The sequence below is a fragment of the Brevundimonas sp. CURTG3B2_SDJG genome (assembly GCF_057364705.1).
Genome location: NZ_JBNFOJ010000015.1, coordinates 1 through 20,557, shown reverse-complemented (window position 1 = coordinate 20,557; position 20,557 = coordinate 1). Strand labels below are relative to the sequence as shown.

21 protein-coding genes and 1 pseudogene are annotated in these 20,557 nt (G+C 69.5%); 4 read left to right on the top strand and 18 right to left on the bottom strand.

All coding sequences use genetic code 11. From position 1 onward, the window contains the following. A partial coding sequence (locus tag AC2W7C_RS01870; protein ID WP_485999913.1) for a Rossmann-fold NAD(P)-binding domain-containing protein occupies positions 1-774 on the top strand: 774 nt, incomplete at its 5' end. Positions 775-897: 123 nt separating this feature from the next. Here AC2W7C_RS01870 and AC2W7C_RS01865 read toward each other — a convergent pair. From AC2W7C_RS01865 to AC2W7C_RS01800, 14 genes are all read right to left on the bottom strand, one after another. Further along, complete coding sequence (locus AC2W7C_RS01865) at positions 898-1,512, bottom strand: DUF1134 domain-containing protein (protein ID WP_485999912.1); 615 nt, start codon at positions 1,510-1,512, stop codon at positions 898-900. 110 nt (positions 1,513-1,622) lie between these two features. Then, positions 1,623-2,084 carry a chromate transporter gene (locus tag AC2W7C_RS01860; RefSeq protein ID WP_485999914.1) on the bottom strand — a complete coding sequence of 154 codons (462 nt, stop codon included), beginning with the start codon at positions 2,082-2,084 and terminating at the stop codon, positions 1,623-1,625. Positions 2,085-2,107: 23 nt separating this feature from the next. Further along, positions 2,108-2,824, bottom strand: coding sequence for a chromate transporter (locus AC2W7C_RS01855; protein ID WP_485999911.1), 717 nt, complete (start codon positions 2,822-2,824; stop codon positions 2,108-2,110). Positions 2,825-2,953: 129 nt separating this feature from the next. After that, on the bottom strand, positions 2,954-5,383 hold the full coding sequence (gene pheT / locus AC2W7C_RS01850; RefSeq protein ID WP_485999910.1) for a phenylalanine--tRNA ligase subunit beta: 2,430 nt from the start codon (positions 5,381-5,383) through the stop codon (positions 2,954-2,956). Next, on the bottom strand, positions 5,380-5,772 hold the full coding sequence (locus AC2W7C_RS01845) for a hypothetical protein (RefSeq protein WP_485999909.1): 393 nt from the start codon (positions 5,770-5,772) through the stop codon (positions 5,380-5,382). The genes pheT and AC2W7C_RS01845 overlap by 4 nt, the downstream gene beginning before the upstream one ends. A gap of 19 nt (positions 5,773-5,791) precedes the next feature. Continuing rightward, a complete protein-coding gene (gene pheS / locus AC2W7C_RS01840) occupies positions 5,792-6,868 on the bottom strand; it encodes a phenylalanine--tRNA ligase subunit alpha (protein WP_485999908.1) in 1,077 nt (358 codons plus the stop codon). Between the two features lie 117 nt (positions 6,869-6,985). After that, entirely contained in the window at positions 6,986-7,189 is a 204-nt protein-coding gene (locus tag AC2W7C_RS01835; RefSeq protein ID WP_485999907.1) for a dodecin family protein, read from the bottom strand. Between the two features lie 81 nt (positions 7,190-7,270). Then, positions 7,271-8,215 carry a polysaccharide deacetylase family protein gene (locus tag AC2W7C_RS01830; protein ID WP_485999906.1) on the bottom strand — a complete coding sequence of 315 codons (945 nt, stop codon included), beginning with the start codon at positions 8,213-8,215 and terminating at the stop codon, positions 7,271-7,273. Between the two features lie 92 nt (positions 8,216-8,307). Next, positions 8,308-8,661 carry a 50S ribosomal protein L20 gene (gene rplT / locus AC2W7C_RS01825; RefSeq protein WP_485999905.1) on the bottom strand — a complete coding sequence of 118 codons (354 nt, stop codon included), beginning with the start codon at positions 8,659-8,661 and terminating at the stop codon, positions 8,308-8,310. A 108-nt stretch (positions 8,662-8,769) separates the two neighbouring features. Then, on the bottom strand, positions 8,770-8,967 hold the full coding sequence (gene rpmI, locus AC2W7C_RS01820) for a 50S ribosomal protein L35 (RefSeq protein WP_003166435.1): 198 nt from the start codon (positions 8,965-8,967) through the stop codon (positions 8,770-8,772). Positions 8,968-9,126: 159 nt separating this feature from the next. After that, a complete protein-coding gene (locus AC2W7C_RS01815; protein WP_485999904.1) occupies positions 9,127-10,428 on the bottom strand; it encodes an MFS transporter in 1,302 nt (433 codons plus the stop codon). A gap of 125 nt (positions 10,429-10,553) precedes the next feature. Next, entirely contained in the window at positions 10,554-11,054 is a 501-nt protein-coding gene (locus tag AC2W7C_RS01810) for a GxxExxY protein (protein ID WP_485999903.1), read from the bottom strand. A gap of 69 nt (positions 11,055-11,123) precedes the next feature. Then, complete coding sequence (infC, locus tag AC2W7C_RS01805; protein WP_485999902.1) at positions 11,124-11,645, bottom strand: translation initiation factor IF-3; 522 nt, start codon at positions 11,643-11,645, stop codon at positions 11,124-11,126. A gap of 125 nt (positions 11,646-11,770) precedes the next feature. Then, complete coding sequence (locus tag AC2W7C_RS01800; RefSeq protein ID WP_485999901.1) at positions 11,771-12,574, bottom strand: glycosyltransferase family 9 protein; 804 nt, start codon at positions 12,572-12,574, stop codon at positions 11,771-11,773. 229 nt (positions 12,575-12,803) lie between these two features. Here AC2W7C_RS01800 and AC2W7C_RS01795 point away from each other — a divergent pair, with 229 nt between their 5' ends. Both AC2W7C_RS01795 and AC2W7C_RS01790 read left to right on the top strand, forming a co-directional pair. Further along, positions 12,804-13,562: an alpha/beta fold hydrolase gene (locus AC2W7C_RS01795; RefSeq protein ID WP_485999900.1), complete on the top strand. Its 759-nt coding sequence runs from the start codon at positions 12,804-12,806 to the stop codon at positions 13,560-13,562. 17 nt (positions 13,563-13,579) lie between these two features. Beyond that, complete coding sequence (locus tag AC2W7C_RS01790) at positions 13,580-13,810, top strand: hypothetical protein (RefSeq protein WP_485999899.1); 231 nt, start codon at positions 13,580-13,582, stop codon at positions 13,808-13,810. Between the two features lie 16 nt (positions 13,811-13,826). Here the strand turns inward: AC2W7C_RS01790 and galU are convergent, their stop codons facing one another. Continuing rightward, the gene (gene galU, locus AC2W7C_RS01785) at positions 13,827-14,705 is read right to left on the bottom strand and encodes a UTP--glucose-1-phosphate uridylyltransferase GalU (protein ID WP_485999898.1); all 879 of its coding nucleotides are present in this window, start codon (positions 14,703-14,705) and stop codon (positions 13,827-13,829) included. Positions 14,706-14,762: 57 nt separating this feature from the next. Beyond that, on the bottom strand, positions 14,763-16,577 hold the full coding sequence (glmS, locus tag AC2W7C_RS01780; RefSeq protein ID WP_485999897.1) for a glutamine--fructose-6-phosphate transaminase (isomerizing): 1,815 nt from the start codon (positions 16,575-16,577) through the stop codon (positions 14,763-14,765). Between the two features lie 165 nt (positions 16,578-16,742). Between glmS and glmM the strand changes: the two are divergent. Further along, positions 16,743-18,100, top strand: a pseudogene (glmM, locus tag AC2W7C_RS01775) (phosphoglucosamine mutase). Here the strand turns inward: glmM and AC2W7C_RS01770 are convergent. Further along, the gene (locus tag AC2W7C_RS01770) at positions 18,097-19,548 is read right to left on the bottom strand and encodes a sulfatase family protein (RefSeq protein ID WP_485999896.1); all 1,452 of its coding nucleotides are present in this window, start codon (positions 19,546-19,548) and stop codon (positions 18,097-18,099) included. The pseudogene glmM and the gene AC2W7C_RS01770 overlap by 4 nt on opposite strands. A 91-nt stretch (positions 19,549-19,639) precedes the next feature. Continuing rightward, positions 19,640-20,386 (bottom strand): ribonuclease T2 family protein, encoded by a 747-nt coding sequence (locus tag AC2W7C_RS01765; RefSeq protein WP_485999895.1) that lies wholly within the window; start codon positions 20,384-20,386, stop codon positions 19,640-19,642. Positions 20,387-20,557: the final 171 nt, after the last annotated feature.

The following is a 20,557-nucleotide window of genomic DNA, read 5'->3' as shown; positions in this document are numbered from 1 at the left end:
GTCGATCCGGAGACTCGCCAGGCGCTCCAGGCCGAGGGCGTCGCGCCGTCGATCCGGCCGATGAGGCAAACCCTCGCCGCCGCCGTCTCGACCGCCTCGGCTGTCCTGGTCACCGCCCCGCCCGAGGCCTCGGGCTGCCCCGGGCTGAAGGCCTTGATACCCGCCATTACGGCCTCGGGGGCCTGGCCTGACTGGATCGGCTACGTCTCCTCCACCGCCGTCTTCGGCGATCGCGGCGGCGGCTGGGCCTTCGAGGACGACGCGCTGAACGCCGCTTCGCTAGAAGGGGCGCGCCGGGTCCGGGCCGAGCGCGATTGGCTGGACGCTGGTCGGGGCATGGGCCTGACCGTCCAGCTGTTCCGCCTGCCGGCCCTCTACGGCCCCGGACGCTCGCCGCTGGACAAGCTCAGAGACGGCACGGCGCGCATCGTGCGCAAGCCCGGCCAAGTGTTCAATCGCATCCATGTCGATGACGCGGTCTCGGGTCTGTTCGCGTCGATGGCGCGTCCCCGCCCCGGGGCGGCCTACACCCTGTGCGACGACGAACCCTCGCCCGCCGACGTGGTCATCTCCGGCGCCGCGGTCCGTCTGGGCCTGCCGCTTCCGCCGGAAGTCGACCTGGACGACCCCTCGGTCTCGGACGCCATGCGCCGCTTCTATCTGGACTCCAAACGCCTCTCGAACGCCCTGGCCAAGGCCGAGCTCGGCTGGCGGCCGAAGTATCCGACGTGGCGGGATGGGCTGGAGGCGCTGATCGCCGAGGCGAAGACATAGTCGACATTCGCCCGAGACATTCGGGGGACGACATCCGCGACATCGCCTCGAAGACAAGGCCGACATCCGGGACATGCGAGATATCGGCCTCCAGCAGGCCTTCCTGCCGACGGCAGGTATCGGTTAGAGCGGCAGCAGATTCCGTTGCCGCGAATAGGCCATGGTGCCGACGTTGGCGCCTAGGCGCAGGCCCACGCCCGTGCGGATCGGGGCCAGGACGATGCCGTCGGCGCGCTGGTAGTTCACGCCCAGGCCGGCCACCAGATAGGCGGTGCCCTCAACGCCGGGGTAGCGGCGATAGATCATGTCCGGGTGGTACAGGCCGTAGACCAGGGTGAAGACCCGGCTGCCGTTGCCGCCCACGTCCCAACCGATCGAGATGCCCTGCCAGAACACCTCCTGCGAGGCCGACAGGTCCTTCATGTGCAAGGCGCCGCGGCCGTAGCGGGCGCCGACGCCGAACGCGCCGGAGGCTTCCTCGCCAGCGATGTAGGCGGTCGGGCGGTCGCCCTGATCGGCGAAGATGCGCTCGATGGCCCCGCCGATGGCCTCGGCGGCGATGCCCAGCTCGCGCGATCCCGCCGCGATCAGCTCGTCCGAGGTGTAGGCCGGAGCCGTCTGGTCCGACCGGATCGGATAGTTGGGATCGGCGGGCCGGCCGCCGGTGGCGCAGGCGGACAGGCCCGAGGCGCCGGCGGTGGCGGCGAGGCCCGAGAGGATCATCTGGCGGCGATGCATGGTCTTGGCTCCGAAGGCGGGACGGTCCGCCCGACTCGCGCGGGCGCTTGGACCACCGTCACCGGTCTTTGAGTCAGCCTTGCGGCGGCAAGGTTAACCGAACCTTGCCGTCAGCCCCACAGGAGGTGGCCGGCCAGGGCCCCGCCAGCGACCACGACGGGTCCGGCAAGCCGGCTCTTCCAGGCCACCAGAAGGACCAGGGCCGCCGCGAAGATCGTCAGCGCCGCCGGAAGGGAAGGGACCCGCTCGGCGGTGGTCAGCCCCAGCTGGACGAAGGTCGCCGCGATCAGGCCGACCGCGCCGGCGGCGACGCCCGTCAGCAGCCTCTGCAGCCGCTCGTCCTCGACGATCCGCTCCAGCCGTTCGTACAGGATCATCGAGAAGGCGAAGGCCGGCAGGAAGACGCCGGCCGTGATCGCCAGCGCTCCCGCCCAGCCGCCCGCCAGATAGCCGACGAAGGTGCAGAAGATGATCAGCGGCGCCGGCAGGACGCCGGCGAACGCCACGCCGTCCAGGAAGCGGCCGTCGTCGATCCAGCCCCGGCCGACGGTGTCGGCGCGCACGAAGGGTATGGCGGTGTAGGCGCCGCCGAAGGTCAGAAGACCCGCCTTGAGGCCGGCCAGCAGCAGGGCGGGCCAGGCGGCTGAAACCTCGCCGACGGTCGGTTCCGCGAACCGGACCTCGTCCCATCCGGCCGTATGAACCCCCGCCGCCGACCCCGCGGCGCGATCAGCACCAGCCAGGCCGCGCCCGGCCGCCCTGAGCGGGCCAGGGCGTAGACCCCGCCGCACGCCGCCAGGATGATCCAGAAGCCGACCCCGGCCAGGGCGGCGAACGCAGCGCCGACCCCGAGGGCCCACAACAGCCGGTCCTCCAGCACGTGGCCGCCGATGTGACGCACGGCGCGGGCGATCAGAGCCAGGACCGCGGCCTGCACGCCCAGGAAGGCGGCCTGGAACATCCCGGCCCCGGCCAGGAAGCGCTCATAGGCCCAGGCGACGCCCAGCATCAGGATCAGACCCGGCAGCATGAAGCCCAGGCCGGCCAGCAGGCCGCCCAGCCGCCCCTTGGCCCGGACGCCCAGGTGCACGCACAGTTCGTGCGCCTCGGGCCCCGGCAGGACCTGCATCACGGCCAGCAGGTGGTTGAAGCGGGCGCTGGATATCCAGCGCTCCTCGTCGACCAGGGCCTTTCGGATCATGGCGATCTGGGCGACCGGCCCGCCGAAGGCGTTCAGGCCGAAGCGGAGGAACCGCAGGAACAGCCGGCCGTGGCTGAGGGCGGGCGGGACGGGATCGGTGACAGGGTTCAAGACAGGCGCTCCTGGGCCGCGCGGGAGCGCGGCTCGTGGAGCGGAGCTTGGGCCTGGACGCGGCCTGAGCGGGCGTCCGCCTGGGCCCGCCCGCCCACCTTAGCCGATTACGCCGAAATCGGCGAGACCTCAGGCCCTGAGCGTCGCCCCGACCTTGCCAGCCGCAGCCACGACCCTGGCCGACAGGGCCTCGATCTCGGCCTCGGTCAGGGTGGCGTCCGTCGGCTGGATCACGACCTCCAGCGCCACCGACTTCATGCCGTCGGCCACGCCCTTGCCGCGATAGACGTCGAAGACCCGCACCTCGGCGATCAGGGCCTTGTCCGCGCCCGAGACCGCCCGCGTCAGATCGCCCACAGGCACGGCCTCGGCGATCACGAAGGCGAAGTCGCGGGTCAGGGGCATCAGGTTGGGCAGGGCGGCGGCGCCCCGGGCCTTGGTCGCCTTGCCGCGCGGTTCCGGTACCGCGTCCAGCACGATCTCGAAGCCGAGCATCGGCCCGGCGGCGTCCAGCGCCTTGAGCGCGCGCGGGTGCAGAGCCCCGAATTCGACCATCACGTTCTTCGGACCCAGCTGCAGCCGGGCCGAGCGGCCGGGGTGCCACCAGTCGCGGTTCTGGCCCTGGACCAGCTGCAGCGACGCCGTCGGCGCGCCGAGCTCGTCCAGCAGAGCCAGGAGATCGCCCTTCAGGCCGTACACCGGATCGGGGTTCACCGTGTCGGTCCAGTGCCGCTGCGGGTGCGGCGCCAGCACCGCGGCGATGACGGTTCTCTGCCCGGTCGGGCTGTCGTCCAGATAGATCGGCCCGATCTCGAACAGGGCCGCGTCCGGATGGCCGCGGGCGGCGTTGCGGGCGACGGCCTGGATCAGGTTCGGCAGCGCCGAGGGTCGCATGCAGTCCAGGTCGGCGGCGATCGGGTTCTCCAGGACCAGGCGCTCGTCCCCGCCCCCGAACAGGGCCGCGGTCGACTGCTTGGTGAAGGACCAGGTCACGGCCTCTGCGTAGCCCATGGCCGCCAGCGCCCGGGCGGGCCCGCCGCACGCGGGGCCTGGCGGGGGGTTCAGCACCCCCTTCGAGGGCGCGCCCTGGTCGGGCAGGGGCGTGGACGGCAGGGCGCCGTAGCCCTCGATGCGCGCCACCTCCTCCACCAGGTCGGCGGGGCCTTCCACGTCGCGGCGCCACGTCGGCGGGGTCACCGACCAAGGCGATCCCTTCGCGACCGTGAAGCCGAGGGCGGACAGGATTTCGGCGATCCGGTCCTCGGAGAGGTCCAGCCCGGTCAGCGAGCCCACCCGGGCCGGATCGAAGGCGAAGGCCGCGGGCGCCGCAGGCGTCTGGCCCGCCACGAACACCTCGGACGGCTCGCCGCCGCACAGGTCCAGGATCAGCCGGGTCGCCAGCTCGATGCCGGGGACGGGGGAGTGGGTGTCCACCCCGCGGGCGAACCGGTACTGGGCGTCCGAGTTCAGCGCCAGGGCGCGGCCGGTCTGGGCGGTCACGATCGGATCAAACCAGGCGCATTCGACGAAGACGTCCACCGTGTCGTCCGAACAGCCGGTCGATTCTCCGCCCATCACCCCGCCCAGGCCGATGGGGCGCTCCCCGGCGGCGTCGGCGATGACGGCCATGGTCGGGTCGACCGTGTAGGTCTTCCCGTCCAGGGCGATGACATGCTCATGCTCGCCGCCCTCGTGGCCGGGCGTCCCTCGGGCGACCTGGCCGCCGCGCACCACGATCTCGGTCCCCGACAGCTTGGCGATGTCGTAGACGTGCAGCGGCCGGCAGCGGTCGTAGGAGATCAGGTTGGTCACGTCGACCAGCCGGTTGATCGAACGCAGGCCGATCGCGGTCAGGCGGCGCTGCAGCCATTCCGGCGAGGGGCCGTTCGTAACGCCCCGGATCACCCGGCCGGCGTAGACCGGACACATCTCCGGCGCTTCGATCCGCACCGTGATCGGCGAGGGGAAGCCGCCGGGGACCGGCTCGATCAGCGGGGTCTTCAGCGTCCCCAGCCCGGCCGCGGCCAGGTCGCGGGCGATCCCCGCCACGCCCAGCCAGTCGGGACGGTTCGGCGTCACCTCGAAATCGATCACTGGCTCGGCGCCGAACACGCCGGCGGCGGGCTCGCCCACCTTCAGGCCGTCGTCGAGCTCCAGGATGCCATCGCTTTCGTCGGCCAGCTCCAACTCGGAGGCCGAGCACAGCATGCCGTTTGAAACCACGCCGCGCACCGGCTTCTCGACCAGGGTCACGCCCAGGCCGGGCACATAGGCGCCGATCGGCGCATAGATGGTGGTCAGGCCCGCACGCGCATTGGGGGCGCCGCAGACGATCTCCTTCATCCCGTCCACGGTCTCGACCTGGCAGACCTGCAGGCGATCGGCGTTGGGATGCCGCTCGGCCGAGACGATCCTGGCCACGGTGAACGGAGCCAGGGCGGCGATCGGATCGTGGACCTCCTCGACCTCCAACCCGGCCATGGTCATGGCTTCGGCCACGGCGGCGACGTCAGCCTCGGTGTCGAGGTGTTCCTTCAGCCAGGAGAGGGTGAACTTCATGCGGGCGACCCTTCGACCACGCGGTCGAACTCTTTCAGGAACGTGGCCGAACCCGTGAAGCCGACGGCGTAGAACAGGCACTCGCGGAAGGTGCAGTTCCGAAACGGAATGGCCCCGACGACCTTCTTCGAGCCGACGGGGGCGAGCAGCAGGTTGCGCACGTCTCCGCCGCTCTGGCCCATGTCGCAGGCCTGGAACGCGCAGCCGCCGAGCGGCAGCAGCACGGCGGGGCCCTCGAGATTGCAGCGGACGAAGGTCTTGCCCTCGATCACACTCGAGCCGCCGCGGGCGTGCTCGGCGAACAGCTGCGGCAACCAGATGGTGAGGCCCTCGTACGAAGGGCCGTCTCCCAGGGTCGGAAGCGGGGGCAGGGGAAGGGTCGTGCTCATGTCGGAAGCGCTCTGGAGATCAGCTCAGGCCGCTGGCCGGGTTCGGCGCGGCGAAGGCGGAGAAGCCGTAGTGGGCCAGCCACCGGGTGTCGGCCTCGAACATCGGTCGCAGGTCCGAGATGCCGTACTTCAGCATCGCCAGGCGATCCACGCCCATGCCGAAGGCGAAGCCCTGGTGCTCGTCCGGGTCGATGCCGCAGTTCCTGAGCACATTGGGATGCACCATCCCGCAGCCCAGGATCTCCATCCAGCTGTCGCCCTGGTTCAGCTTCAGCTCTCCGCCCGAGCGGTCGCAGCGGATGTCCATCTCGGCCGACGGTTCGGTGAAGGGGAAGTGATGCGGCCGGAACCGCGCGTCGACCCCGTCCACCTCGAAGAAACGCGCGACGAAGGTCTCCAGGGTCCACTTCAGGTGGCCCATGTGAACACCCTTGTCGATCACCAGGCCTTCGACCTGGTGGAACATCGGGGTGTGGGTGGCGTCGGAATCCTTCCGGAACGTCCGGCCCGGCGCGATGATCCGGATCGGCGGCTTCTGGGTCTGCATGGTGCGCACCTGCACCGGACTGGTGTGGGTGCGCAGCACCTTGCGCTCGCCGGTCTCGGGATCGGGCTTCAGGAAGAAGGTGTCGTGCATCTCCCGCGCCGGATGCTTGGGCGGGAAGTTCAGGGCGGTGAAGTTGTGGAAGTCGTCCTCGACGTCCGGGCCCTCGGCGACAGCGAAACCCATGTCGGCGAAGATGGCGATCATCTCGTCCATCACCTGCATGGTCGGATGGACGCCGCCCTTGCGTCGCGGACGGGCGGGCAGGGTCAGGTCGGCGTGCTCGGCCTTCAGCCGGGCGTCCAGCTCGGCGGCTTCAAGGTCGCCCCTGCGGGCGGCGAGCGCCGCCTGGACGCGGTCGCGCAGGCCGTTGATCGCCGGCCCCTTCTCGCGCCGCTCGTCCGGGCTCATCGCGCCCATGCCCTTCAGCAGGCCCGAGATGGAGCCGGACTTGCCCAGGGCGGCCACGCGCAGATCCTCGACCGCGGCGGCGGTCTCGGCCGAGCCGATGGCGTTGATCAGGTCGAGTTCGAGTTGGGCGAGGTCGGTCATAGCCGGCCCCGTCTAGCGGGTGCGGCGGCGTTCGTCATCCCGTGCGGCGTCTGACGCCGATTCTCGCCCCCAGATCGCCGGTCTCCAGGCCAAAGGCGCCTGGTCCTTCGCCCGGCGTCAGTCCTCGAGCACGAAGGTGATCTTCATATTGACCCGGTACTCGACGACCTGACCGTCGCGCACCACGACCTTCTGTTCCTGGATCCAGGCGCCCTCGACGTTGTTCAGGGTCTTGTGAGCGCGCGCGACGCCCTGTTTCAGCGCGTCCTCGAAGCTGACGGTGGACGAGGCGGTGACTTCGGTCACTTTGGCGATGGTCATGGAGTTTCCCCGTTGGAAAGGCGCGCCGGCTCGTGCGGCAACGCTTCCTTCAACGTGGCCGACGCGCAACGGTTGCGTGGATCAGTCCAGGGCGGCGAAGGCGTCGGCGATCCATTGCGGCGGCTCGGGCTCGCCGCGCATCGGCCGCCCCGCCGCCCGGGCCCAGCGGTGCAGCCACGACACCCCGCCGTTGCGGGTCCAATCCTCGGGCAGGCCGTAGACCGGGTCCCCCAAGGTCTCCTCCAGCGGAACGAAGCGATAGCCTCGCGCCAGGTACAGCGCGTGCACCCGCGGGTACCAGTCGCGGTTCAGGCTGTTGGCGTGCAGCAGCAGGATCTGCGCCGGTTCGCGTCCTCCCGTCAGCTCGGCGCTGTAGGGTTCCCAGTGATCCAGCAGCTGCGCCATGTAGGCGACATAGGCCTCGCCGATGCGGGTCTTCAGCGGCTCGTCCCCCACCTGCTCCGCCCGACGGTACAGGGCGGCGAACATCCAGTCGTCGTTGTTCAGCGTGACCGGCGCGACCACATAGCCCCGCCGGGCAAGGCCCTCGGCGGCGGCGGCCTTTTTCTCGGCCGTCTCGCCCGTGTGCAGGAACGGGTGGCGGAACCAGCGCAGGGTCTGGCCGCGCGCAGCCAGAAGCGGGGCGGTGACGCGCGCGCCCTCATCGACCTCCGCCAGCCAAGCCTCCGCCGACACGGCGTTCAGGCTGGGGTGGTCGAAGGTGTGGTTGCCCAGCTCCAGACCCGCGTCTAGCCAGGCGGACAGCAGGGCGGGCAGAAGCTCGTCCCGCCGTTCAGCGCAGACCTTGCCCTCGTTGACGAAACCCACCCCATGGGTGTGAAGCGGACGCAGCATGGCCAGGAAGTCCTGCGTCAACGTCGTCGCCATCGCAGGGTCGCAGAGTTCGGCGGCGGACGCCTGATAGGGCAGGTCGTCGAAGGTGACGGTCACCGTCCGCTCCTGGGCCAGGGCGGATGAGGGCGCGAACGCCACGGCGGCGAGAGCGGCGAGCAGGAGGCGGGTCATGCCCTCGAGCTTAGCCTTGAGCCGCGCATACGAAAAAACGCCCGGCCCCGGGGGTCGCCGGGGCGGTGTGGATCGTTCGGCGCCCGGGGCCTTTAGGCCAGGGCGGCGCGGACCTTGTCGGCGATCGCCTTGAAGCCGGCTTCGTCGGCGGCCATCGCGGCCAGGACCTTGCGGTCCAGTTCGATGCCGGCCTTGCCCAGGCCGTGGATGAACTGCGAGTAGGTGAAGCCTTCGACGCGGGCCGCGGCGTTGATGCGCTGGATCCACAGGGCGCGGAAGTTGCGCTTCTTGGTGCGGCGGTCGCGGTAGGCGTACTGGCCGGCGCGGTCGACGGCGGCCTTGGCGGTGCGGATGGTGTTCTTGCGGCGGCCGTAGAAGCCCTTGGCCTGCTTCAGAACCTTCTTGTGCTTGGCGTGGGACGTAACGCCCCGGGTGACGCGAGCCATGATGTTTTCCCTTCGGGAAGTCCCTACCGCTCGGCCCGCGGGGCCTCGCTGCTTGAGGGACTATCGTTCAAATTCGATGTGACAGGATGATCAGTATGCGCGCGCCGATCAGGCGTACGGCATGTAGGACTTGATCTTCTTGGCGTCGGCGTCGGCCATGACCGAGGTGCCGCGGTTCTGGCGGATGTACTTCGAGTTGTGGCTGATCAAGCGGTGACGCTTGCCCGCAACGCCGGCCTTAACCTTGCCAGTGGCCGTGAATTTGAAGCGCTTCTTGGCGCCCGACTTCGTCTTCAGCTTCGGCATTTTCACTCTCTTTTTTGAGTGGGCTACCGCCCCTTGGGCTACTTGAGCCCTCGGGAGGAGACCCTGATTGAGAACCGCCCAGGCATGCCTGTTCGCCCGGCGGTTCGGTACGCGAAGGCGCGGCTTCTAGTCGAAGCGGGCCCTGAAAGCAAGCGCGGTCTACGTTTGCGGAGCCTGCGCGGGGGCCGCCGCCTGTCCCCGCCGGAAGGCGCGGCCGGCGTTGACCGCCATGATCGCCGCCGGCACGGTCAGCGCGGCGCCGACCAGGAAGGGCCAGTCGTGGCCCAGGCCCGAGAACAGGGCCCCGGCCGCCATCGGGCCGAAGATCCGCGCGATCGAGCCCGAGGCCATGTTCAGCCCCAGCATCGCGCCCTGCCGGTCCGGCGGGGTCGCCCGGCTGATCATCGCCGAGATGTTGGGCATGGCCAGCGACATCCCGCAGGCGCCCACCGCCATCACGATCGGGATGATCCAGCCTTGCGTCACCGGCAGGGTCCAGCTTCCCAGGTCCAACGACACCGCGGGGAACCACGCCACAGGGGCCACGACCTGGGCGACCAGCGAGGCGCCGAACAGCAGCATGCCGACCGCCAGCACCCGCGCCTCGCCGAACCGTTTGGCCAGCCGGCCGGCGAAGAAGCCCTGGTTCAGGGTCGACACGATGCCCACGATCATGAAGCTCAGCCCCACCTCGCGCGCGTTCCAGGCGTAGCGGCTCTCGGCCCACAGGCCGAACACGCTCTCCATCGCCGAGAAGCCGGCCATGTAGACCAGGGTCACCAGCAGCACCCGCGACACTACCGGATTAGCCCGGGCGTCGTGCAGGCCCGCCAGGAAGGGCGGGCGCGGCGCGGCCGGGTCGGCCTTGGCCCGGCTCTCCTTTAGGAAGACGACCACCCCGACCGCGGCCAGGGCGGCCAGCGCCGCGGCGGTGAAGATCGGCAGCTGATAGCCCAGGTGACCCATCTGCGGCTGGGTCAGAAGGCCTCCAAGCCCAGGCCCGACGATGAAGCCCAGGCCGAACGCGGCCCCGATCAGCCCCATCCGCCCGGCGCGCTGCTCGGGCGGGGTCACGTCGGCCACATAGCCCTGGACGGTCGAGATGTTGCCCGCGCCCAGGCCGGTGAACAGCCGGACCGCGATGGCCAGCCAGACATTGGGCACAAAGGCCAGCGCCAGATAGCCGACCGCGTTGGCGACCAGGGTGATCAGCAGGACGGGCTTCCTGCCGATCCGGTCCGACAGCCGGCCCCAGAACGGTTCGGCGAAGAACTGGCCCAGCGAATAGGCCGAGAACATCAGGGTGATCTGCCACGCCTCGGCCTTCAGGCTCTGGGCGAAGAAGGGCAGCAGCGGCACCACCAGGCCGAACCCGACCAAGTTGATGAACACCACGGCGAACAGCACGGCCAGCGCCGGCGCCTGGGGTTTGGTGGAGGGCGACGCGGCGGTGGAGGACATGGTGGGAGGCTTAGCGGAAAGCGAGGCGGTCGGGAATGTCGCTTCGCTCCCCGCCTCCAGGCGGGACGGCTCGTAGGGCTGGTTCTCACGACGGACACGAAGGGTCCACGAAGGACACGACGGGTTCAGCGAACGAAGCGGCGCAGTCCATTCTTGAGCAAGGCGGTATTGAAGTTGATCAGATAGCCGAGTCTGACCCCCGAAAATCGGAGATAGGTCAGGATTTGGGCCGAATGGATCGACGCCAGGGCGTCGATCGATTTGACCTCGACGAGCACGCGCTTCTCGACCAGCAGGTCCAGGCGAAACCCGGCGTCCATTCGCACGTCGCCATAGACGACGGGCATTCCAACCTGGCGTTCCACCTGAAGCCCCGCTCGTCGAAGCTCGTCGGCAAGGCAGGTCTCATAGACGGTTTCCAGCAGGCCGGGTCCCAGCTCTCGATGGACCGCGAAGGCTCCATCGATGACAGCTCGGCCAATGCGTTCCGTGTCGGGAGGGACGGGTCCGGTCTCGTCGTGTCCTTCGTGCATCCTTCGTGACCTTGGTGAGAACCAGCGATGCGGGCCAAGCTCACCAGCACCTCCGAAAATCGCCTCAAGGTTGCATGATGCCGCAGCAAACAACAGGCGCCTCAATGCAAAACGCCCCGGCCTTTCGACCGGGGCGTTGATGCGTCTGTCTGAGCCTGCCGCCTACTTGGGCGCCAGGATCATGATCATCTGCCGGCCTTCCATGCGCGGCGCGTACTCGACCTTGGCGATCTCCTCGAAGTCGGCCTGGACCTTGTTCAGCAGTTTCATGCCCAGTTCCGGGTGGGCCATCTCGCGACCGCGGAAGCGCAGCGTGACCTTGACCTTGTCGCCCTCGTCGAAGAAGCGGTGCATGGCCTTGGCCTTCACCTCGTAGTCGTGGGTGTCGATGTTCGGCCGGAGCTTGATCTCCTTCAGCTCGACCACCTTCTGGCGCTTGCGCGCCTCGGCCTTCTTCTTCTGCTCCTGGAAGCGGTGCTTGCCGTAGTCCAGGATCTTGCAGACCGGCGGATCCGACGTGGCGACGATCTGAACCAGATCCAGGCCCGCCTCCTCGGCGGCCTCAAGCGCGGCCGAGGTCGGCATGACCCCCTGCTTCTCGCCATGCTGGTCGATCAGCAGGACGCGCGGCGCGCGGATTTCGTGGTTCATGGGCGGCCCGTCTTTCACGGGCGGCGATTGCATCGGACGGCGAATGGGCGTCGGTTCCTTATGTGGTCGAAGGCGTTCTATAGCTGACAAGGCGAAGCGCGCGACGGATCGCGGCGTTCCCCTCAAGCGGTCCTATATGACCGCCAAACCCCCTGTTTTCAAGGCTTCCCCGGGGAGGGCGCGCCCAGGAAGGCGTCGTGAAGCTCGATCACGGCGCCGAAGACACGCTCCACCGTCAGGTCCTCGATGGGCGCGAACTCGCCTCGGGTTTCGTTGGAAGCCGCCGTGCGGGTCTTCGGCCCCCACGGCCCGTACAGCCACCACTCGGTCGGCCCGAACAGGCCCAGCGTCGGCCCGCCCAGCGCCGCGGAGACGTGCATCAGGCCGGAATCGTTGCCCACGAACAGCGCCGCCCGGTCGATCGCGGCCGCCGACGCCAGGATGTCGCCCTTGCCGACGAAGTCGATCCCCCGCTCGCCCGCCGCCTCCAGAGCCGGCGTCGCCGGGGGGCGGTCGCCGGGCCCGCCCACGGGCATGAACGCCAACCCTCGAAGCGGGGTCGGCTTCAGCATCTCGACCAGACGGCCCCACCGGTCCGCCGGCCAGCTCTTGCCCGGCTGATGGGCGATGGGGGCCAGGGCGATGATCGGCCCCGGACCCGCGCCGCCCGCCAGTTGCGGGTCGATCACCGCCGCGGCCTCGGCGCGCGCCCTGTCGTCCAGCCAGATCTCCGGCTCCAGCGGCGTCTGCGACCCCATCAGCCGCGACACCATCTCCACCTTGCGCAGTCCCGTCTCCCAGGAGCGGTTGTAGACGACCCGCCGCCTGGCCGGGATCAGATAGCTCAGCGCCGAGCCCCGGATATCGATGACCAGGTCCCAGCGCGTTCCCGCGACCTGCTTCCACAGCTCGAACCAGTGGCCGGCCATCTTCTTCTTGTCGAGGATGATGGTCCGCTCCACGCCTGGAGCGGAGCGGAAGAACGGCGCCGGCGCCGGCCGCAGGCGACGGTGACCCGCGCGCCGGGAATCTGGCGGCCGATCTCGCGGATCACTCCTGACGAGATGACGCAGTCGCCGATCCGGTTGGAGGTGACGAACAGGACCTTGGGTTCGGACACGCGGTTGGGCCTTCGCTTCTCTGTTCGGGGTTCGCTATCAGTCCGCGAACGATTTCGCGAGAGGAACCGCCATGGACGATCTGGAACGGCTGGCCCGGCCCGACGGCGAGACCCTGGCCCTGAGGCGGGTTTCCGGCGCGGGCCCCACGGTCGTCTGGATCGGCGGCTTCCGTTCCGACATGGAGGGGACCAAGGCCCTGGCCCTGGACGCGGCGGCGCGCGAGCGGGGCTGGAACTATGTCCGCTACGATCATTTCGCCCACGGCGCCTCGTCCGGTGACTGGCGGCGGGCGACCATCGGCCGCTGGCGAGAGGACGCGATCGCCCTGGTCGACAGCCTGGAAGGTCCGGTTGTACCCGTCGGCTCGTCCATGGGCGGCTGGGTCGCGTTGCTGCTGGCCCTGGCGCGGCCCGAGCGCCTCGCCGGCCTGGTCCTGGTCAATCCGGCCCAGGACTTCACCGAGCGCCTGATGTGGCCGGGCCTGGCCGATCACGTTCGGCAAGCTATCGTTCGCGACGGCGAGGCCCTGATCGTCGAGGACGGGCTGGGCGAATACGTCCTCACCCGCCGCATGTTCGAGGAGGCGCGCGACTGGCTGTTGCTGGACGGCCCGATTCCCGTCGCCGTCCCGACCCACATTCTGCAAGGCCGGGCCGACGACGTCGTGCCCTGGCGCCACGCCGCCCTTCTGGTCGAGAGACTCACGGGCGGCGACGTGACGCTGGACTTGGTCGAAGGGGGGGATCATCGTCTGTCCTCGCCCGCCGACCTCGACCGCCTGGTCGAAGCGGTCGAGCGGAACCGCAATCGCGGCGCCACATTGTTCTGAGACGAAGGAGAACGCCCATGCGCACCCTGATCGCGACCGCCTCCCTGGCCGCCCTGGGGCTGGCCCTGTCGGCCTGCGCCTCCGGTCCGGGAACCGACCGATACGGCGCGGAAGTGGAGCGCCTGGCCGAAATCTGCCGCGAGCGCGGCGGCATTCTGGCCCCCACCGGCGAGCAGTCCGGCCGCCCGCCCCTGGACCACGTCTGTGAGATCCGCGGCGGCGGGACCCGCATCCCTACCGGCGGCTGAACTCGGCGCCCGCCGCCTACAGAAGTTCGCTGATCGCCCTGCGGGCGGCGTCGCCCAGGTCAGGACGTTTGAGCGCCAGCGCGACATTGGCCCGCAACAGGCCGATCTTGTCGCCGCAGTCGTGGGTGACGCCGTCGTACTCCACCGCCGTGAAGCGCTGGTCCTTCATCAGCCGCGCCATGCCGTCGGTCAGCTGAATCTCGCCGCCCGCGCCCCGCTCGGTGGTCTCCAGGATATTGAAGATCTCCGGCTGCAGGATGTAGCGGCCCGAAATGGACAGGTTGGACGGCGCTTCGCCGCGCGGCGGCTTCTCGACCATGCCCTTCATGCGGATGCGGTTGCCCCAGCGGTCCTCCGGATCGACGATCCCGTACTTGTGGGTCTCGCTCTCGGGGACGGATTCGACGCCGATGACATTGCCGCCTACCTCGGCGTAGACGTCGGCCAGCTGCTTCAGGGCGCCGGGCTGGGAATCCACGATCACGTCGGGCAGGATCACGGCGAACGGCTCGTCGCCTATGATGTCGCGGGCGCACCAGACCGCATGGCCCAGGCCCTTGGGCTGCATCTGTCGCGTGAAGCTCATCTCGCCGGCCTGCGCCAGTTCGGCGTTCATCATCTCCAGGATGTCGGTCTTGCCCTTGGCCAGCAGTTGGGCCTCAAGTTCGACCTGGTGGTCGAAATAGTCCTCGATCGCTCCCTTCGAGCGGCCCGTGACGAAGACGATGTGCTCGATCCCCGCCTCGCGCGCCTCCTCCACGATGTAGCTGAGGATCGGCCGGTCGACGACGTTCAGCAGCTCCTTGGGCGTGGTCTTGGTGCCGGGCAGCACGCGCGTGCCCAGGCCGGCGACGGGAAGCACGGCCTTGCGGAGGCGTCGGGGTTGGTCGGGCATGCGATGTCCTGAATTGCGTCGGGTGCAGCCTAACGCGCGTCGCGAAACTTCGTAGCCCTATTCCACCGTCACCGACTTCGCCAGGTTGCGCGGCTGATCCACGTCCGTGCCCTTCTGGACCGCGGTGTGATAGGCCAGCAGTTGGACCGGAATGGCGTAGATCAGCGGCGCGATCAGGCTGTGGCATTCCGGCGCGTCGACCCGGCGGATGCCGGCGCCGTGCGGATCCGGGGCGGTTTTCGGCGAGATCATGATCACCGGTCCGCCGCGCGCGGCGACCTCCTGCAGATTGGACGCGGTCTTCTCGAAGACGTCGTCCAGCGGGGCCAGGGCCACGATCGGCGTCTTCTCGTCCACCAAGGCGATCGGGCCGTGCTTCAGCTCGCCGGCGGCATAGCCCTCGGCGTGGATGTAGCTGATCTCCTTCAGCTTCAGCGCGCCCTCCATGGCCAGCGGGAACATCGCGCCGCGGCCCAGGAACAGCACGTCGGTGGCCTTGGCCAGATCGTGCGCGACGTCCTTCAGCGCGTCCTGCATCTTCATGGTCTCGGCGATCAGCCGGGGCGCCTCGAACAGGGCCTTGACCAGTTCGGCCTCGCGGACCGCGTCGATTGCGCCCCTCTGCACGCCCGCCGCCACCGCCAGCGCCAATAACGCGGCGACCTGGGCGGTGAAGGCCTTGGTCGAGGCCACGCCGATCTCGGGCCCGGCGTGGGTCGGCCACAGGTGCGCGGCCTCGCGCGCCATCGACGACGAGTGGACATTGACCAGCGCGGCGGTCTGAAGCCCTTTGGCCTTGCACCACGCCAGGCTGGCCAGGGTGTCGGCGGTCTCGCCGGACTGGCTGACGGCCACCGCCAGCGTGCCCGGCGTCAGGGCGGGGTTGCGATAGCGAAACTCCGAGGCGATCTCGACGTCGCAGGGCAGGCCGGCCAGCTTCTCGAAGGCGTAGCGCCCGATCTGGCCGGCGTAGAAGGCGGTGCCGCAGGCGACGATCTGGATCCGGTCGACCTTGGCGAAGTCGGTGTCGCCGGACTTGGCCTTGCCGTTCACGAAGTCCAGGTAATGGCTCAGCGTGTGCTGCACGCTGTCCGGCTGCTCATGGATCTCCTTTTCCATGTAGTGCCGGTACTCGCCCTTCTCGACCAGGGCGGACGAGGCCGAGACCTGTACGATCGGCCGCTCGACGGCCTGGCCCGAGGCGTCGAACATGCGCGCGCCCGACCGGTCCAGGGCGACGAAGTCGCCTTCCTCCAGATAGCTGATCTTCTGGGTGAAGGGGCCGACGGCCAGGGCGTCGGAGCCCAGGTACATCTCGCCCTCGCCCCAGCCGACGACCAGCGGGCTGCCGCGCCGGGCGCCCAGGATCAGCTCGTTCTCGCCTTCGATCAGCACGGCCAGAGCATAGGCGCCGGTCAAGCGGTCCAGAACGGCCTTGAAGGCAGCCAGCGGGTCGTTGCGGCGGCCCAGCTCGCGGTCCATCAGGTGGGCGACCACCTCGGTGTCGGTCTGGCTTTCGAAGTCGTGGCCCTCGGCGACCAGCTCCGCCTTCAGCTCGGCGAAGTTCTCGATGATGCCGTTGTGGACCAGGGTCACCCGGCCCGCCTTGTGCGGATGGGCGTTGGCCGTCGTCGGAGCGCCGTGGGTGGCCCAGCGGGTGTGGCCGATGCCGACGGTGGCGTTCAGCGGCTGTTCGGCCAGCACGCCTTCCAGCTCGCGGATCTTGCCCTTGGCGCGCCGGCGTTCGATCCGCCCGTCCACCAGGGCCGCGACTCCGGCCGAGTCATAGCCCCGGTACTCCAGCCGCTTCAGGCTGTCGATCAGACGGGGAACCGCCGGGCCCACGCCCGTCACGCCGATGATGCCGCACATGAGAAAACCCTTAAAAATTCAAATTTCCGCGCTTGGCGTTTCGGCGCGCGACGGTCTAAGGCGACCCTCGGTTGTCGGCGCCGGTGTAGGCGACGGCCGCCGGGAATTGCATCTGAAAAGCGGTTTCGCAAGGTTACGGCGGGCCGTCGAGCAAGGAAGTCGGATTTGGCTGAACGACGCTATTTCGGAACCGACGGCATTCGCGGACGCGCCAACACCCATCCCATGACGCCCGAGGTGGCGCTGCGGGTGGGCCTGGCCGCGGGCCGGATGTTCATGTCCTCCGACGACCGGCGCCACCTGGTCGTCATCGGCAAGGACACCCGCCTTTCGGGCTACATGATCGAGCCCGCCCTGGTCGCCGGCTTCGCCTCGGCGGGGATGGACGTCCTGACGTTCGGACCCCTGCCGACCCCCGGCGTGGCCATGATGACCCGCTCGATGCGGGCCGACATCGGCGTGATGATCTCGGCCTCGCACAACGCCTATCTGGACAACGGCATCAAGCTGTTCGGCCCCGACGGCTACAAGCTGTCGGACGAGGTCGAGCTGAAGATCGAATCCATGATGGACGAGGATCTGGGCGCCGGCCTCGCCCCCGCCGACAAGCTGGGCCGGGTCAAGCGCATCGACGACGCTCAGGCTCGCTACGTCGAGATCGCCAAGGCCAGCTTCCCCAAGGGGCTGACGCTCAAGGGGCTGCGCATCGCGATCGATTGCGCCAACGGCGCCGGCTACAAGGTCGCCCCCACGACCCTCTACGAGCTGGGGGCCGAGGTGTTCGCCGTCGGCGTCGAGCCGAACGGCTGAACATCAACGAGAACTGCGGCTCGACCCATCCCCAGGCCCTGATCGAGGCGGTCCGGACCCATCGCGCCGACATCGGCATCGCCCTGGACGGCGACGCCGACCGCGTCATCATCTGCGACGAGCGGGGCCAGATCGTCGACGGCGATCAGATCATGGCCATGGTCGCCCTGGATTGGTCCCGCCGCGGCCTGCTGCAGGGCGGCGGCCTGGTGGCCACCGTCATGTCCAACCTGGGCCTGGAGCGCGCCCTCCTGGCCGAGGGCCTGACCCTGGAGCGCACCAAGGTCGGCGACCGCTATGTCATGGAGCGCATGCGCGAAGGCGGCTTCAACGTCGGCGGCGAGCAGTCGGGCCATATCATCCTGCACGACTACGCCACCACCGGCGACGGCCTGATGTCGGCCCTTCAGGTCCTGGCCGTCCTGGTCGAGAGCGGCCGGCCGATGAGCGAACTGGCCCGCCAGTTCGAGCCGGTCCCCCAACTGCTCGAGAACGTCCGCTACGCCTCCGGCAAGCCTCTGGAGGCCGCCTCGGTCAAGGCCGCCATCGCCGACGCCGAGGCCCGCCTGACCGGCCAGGGCCGCCTCTTGGTCCGCAAGTCCGGCACCGAGAAACTGATCCGCGTCATGGCCGAGGGCGACGACGAGAGCCTGGTCAAGGCGGTGGTCGCCGACGTCGCCGCGGCGGTGAAGGAAGCCGGAGCGGCCGCCTAGCGCGGCGCTGGGTTAGGAATGGCGTAGTTCTCCGCCAGATCCCGGCCTCTGATGGCGTAGGAGTTCGACTCCGGAATCTGCGCCATCATCTCGGCGTTCCAGGCGTCGTAGGCCGCCTTCAGCCGGGCGAACCGCTCAGGCTGGCGCAGCTTCTGATCGGCCCGCTCCAGCGGATCGGACGTCAGGTCGAACAGAAACTCGTTGCCGTTCAGGGACAGGTATTTCCAATCTCCCTCGCGCACGGCCTTCTGATCGAAGGCTTTGTAGCGCCAGAACAGGGTGCGCTCGACCGGCCGGCCGGAGAGCAGGGCGGGCGTCAGGTCCATGCCGTCCGGCGGATAGGCCGGATCGGGCCGCGTCCCCGCCGCAGCCAGCAGGGTCGGCAGCCAATCCATCGAGATCGCGACCTGCTCGCTCACCTGCCCGGCGGGCAGTCTCGCCGGCCATTTCGCCAGCAACGGCACTCGGATGCCGCCCTCCAGCAGCTCGGACTTGCGCCCGCTGAACGGCCACACGTCCGAGAAGCGCTCCCCGCCGTTGTCGCTGGTGAACACCACGATCGTATCCTGCTCGGCGCCTTGGCGGCGCAACGCCTCCAGCACCTTGCCGATGTTGGCGTCCATGCTCTCGACCATGTCGGCGTAGACCCGGCGGCTGCCGCCGTCCGAATGGAAGATCGTCCCGATCCGCCCCGCCTCGGCCCGCCCGGCTTCATCAGGCCCCTCCCAGGGCCAGTGCGGCGCGCTGAAGTGCAGGCTCAGCAGGAAGGGCTTTGCGGCGCGCGTCTGCCGTTCGATCACCTGAACCGCCCGGTCGCCCAGCAGGTCGGTCATGTAGCCTGGGGCGTCTTGCGGGGTTTCGCCCTCGTACAGAACCGCCGGGCCGTTCCCCGCCTCGGCGTGGGTCCAGTAGTCGACGCCGCCGCCGTGGAAGCCGAAGAACTCGTGATAGCCGCTCTTCAGCGGACCGAAATGCGGCTCGAACCCCATGTGCCATTTGCCGACCAGGGCCGTGTGATAGCCGGCCGCGCGCAACAGGGACGCCAGGTTCGGATGGTCGGGCGGAACGCCGATCTGTTCGGGCGCCGCCAACGCGCGCAGGGGGCGGATCGGCTCCTCCAGTCCCGCCCGCAGCCGCTGGTGATAGCGGCCGGTGAACAGCGCCAGCCGCGTGGGGGAGCAGACCGACGAGTTCGAATAGCCCTGGGTAAAGCGCACGCCCGCCGCGGCGATGGCGTCGATATGGGGCGTGCGGATGTCCCGGGCGCCGTAGCAGCCGACGTCCGCATAGCCCAGGTCGTCGGCGAGGATGAACACGATGTTCGGGCGGCCGGGTTGCGGCTGCGCGACGGCACGTCCCGCCGCGGCGGTCGTGACCGCGACGGCTCCGAGCATGGCCTCGCGTCGTGACCAGCGCGCCTGGCCTTTCCCGCGATTCACGGTCTTCATGCGGAACCCCTCGTTTGCGGCTCGGTCTGCCCAGGCGCCGCAGCCTGAAGAAGCCTCGCGATGATTTCGCGACGGAGAGGGGAACGCTCGTTCAATTCCTGACCGGCTCCACCGTCAGCGTCACGTGATCCGGCGTCCCCAGCCCGCCGACGGGACAGGCGACCGGCCTGAACTGCAGGTCGTGGCAGAGGCGCACTTCCCTCAGTCGGTTGCCCGAGGCCACGGCGACATAGATCGCGTCCCGAGGCAGGTTCGGGTTGGCGGCCGTGAAGGCGTCGCGGAGTTGGCCCGCGGTGGGGCCGCGCGCGCCGGACGCCAGGGCGGTCGGATCGGGGCGCTTCAGGGTGTCGTAGAGGGCGGCGGCCTGGGCGAAATAGGCTTCGGGCGTCTCCCAGCCGCAGACGCCGTGCGCCGCCCACTCGTGCTGCACCAGATCCACCGACGGCGTCCGGCAGAGGTTGGCCCGGATCGTCGCCTCGCTGACCCGCGTCGCCGGCCGGCAGAAGCGGGGGTAGGGGCGGCCGTCGGCGTTGGGCCACAGGCCATGCAGCGTCCAGCCGAACCGGTTCTCGCCGTTGCAGGCCAGGTCCCCGTCGCCGTCCCCGCCTGTCCGGCAGGTCTCGGGCATCCAGGTCATCGCCAGCAGGTGGTAGAGGATCGTCCGGCCGGCCACGACCTCCTCGGGCCGCACCCGCTCCATCTCTGGCGCCGGGATTCGGTCGGGCAACACGCAGGTCTGAGCGGCCGCCGCCGTCATCGCCGCCGGAGTTGACGTCGTCCGGGTCTCGCAAGCCGTCAGGCCCAGAAGACCGACCAAGAGGATCCACGCCCGCCGCATCACGCCGGCTCCCGCTGTAGCGCGACCAGCGCCCCCGCCACGTCCTCGATCCGTTTCCTGATGTCCGGCACCGCGATCGTCTCCCAGAACGCCGCCCGCGCCGGCGGGCCCAGCACCAGCAGGCGCGGATCGGCCGTTCCGTCGGCGCGCAGCACGCGCCCGTGCGCGTCC

Bases quoted from the DNA above. Each gene is read 5' to 3' on its own strand.
- AC2W7C_RS01865 (WP_485999912.1), bottom strand. From the start codon at position 1,512: ATGCATCGCCGCCAGATGATCCTCTCGGGCCTCGCCGCCACCGCCGGC.
- pheT (WP_485999910.1), bottom strand. From the start codon at position 5,383: ATGAAGTTCACCCTCTCCTGGCTGAAGGAACACCTCGACACCGAGGCT.
- AC2W7C_RS01845 (WP_485999909.1), bottom strand. From the start codon at position 5,772: ATGAGCACGACCCTTCCCCTGCCCCCGCTTCCGACCCTGGGAGACGGC.
- pheS (WP_485999908.1), bottom strand. From the start codon at position 6,868: ATGACCGACCTCGCCCAACTCGAACTCGACCTGATCAACGCCATCGGC.
- AC2W7C_RS01835 (WP_485999907.1), bottom strand. From the start codon at position 7,189: ATGACCATCGCCAAAGTGACCGAAGTCACCGCCTCGTCCACCGTCAGC.
- AC2W7C_RS01830 (WP_485999906.1), bottom strand. From the start codon at position 8,215: ATGACCCGCCTCCTGCTCGCCGCTCTCGCCGCCGTGGCGTTCGCGCCC.
- rplT (WP_485999905.1), bottom strand. From the start codon at position 8,661: ATGGCTCGCGTCACCCGGGGCGTTACGTCCCACGCCAAGCACAAGAAG.
- rpmI (WP_003166435.1), bottom strand. From the start codon at position 8,967: ATGCCGAAGCTGAAGACGAAGTCGGGCGCCAAGAAGCGCTTCAAATTC.
- AC2W7C_RS01815 (WP_485999904.1), bottom strand. From the start codon at position 10,428: ATGTCCTCCACCGCCGCGTCGCCCTCCACCAAACCCCAGGCGCCGGCG.
- infC (WP_485999902.1), bottom strand. From the start codon at position 11,645: ATGCAATCGCCGCCCGTGAAAGACGGGCCGCCCATGAACCACGAAATC.
- AC2W7C_RS01795 (WP_485999900.1), top strand. From the start codon at position 12,804: ATGGACGATCTGGAACGGCTGGCCCGGCCCGACGGCGAGACCCTGGCC.
- AC2W7C_RS01790 (WP_485999899.1), top strand. From the start codon at position 13,580: ATGCGCACCCTGATCGCGACCGCCTCCCTGGCCGCCCTGGGGCTGGCC.
- galU (WP_485999898.1), bottom strand. From the start codon at position 14,705: ATGCCCGACCAACCCCGACGCCTCCGCAAGGCCGTGCTTCCCGTCGCC.
- glmS (WP_485999897.1), bottom strand. From the start codon at position 16,577: ATGTGCGGCATCATCGGCGTGACGGGCGTGGGCCCGGCGGTTCCCCGT.
- AC2W7C_RS01770 (WP_485999896.1), bottom strand. From the start codon at position 19,548: ATGAAGACCGTGAATCGCGGGAAAGGCCAGGCGCGCTGGTCACGACGC.
- AC2W7C_RS01765 (WP_485999895.1), bottom strand. From the start codon at position 20,386: ATGCGGCGGGCGTGGATCCTCTTGGTCGGTCTTCTGGGCCTGACGGCT.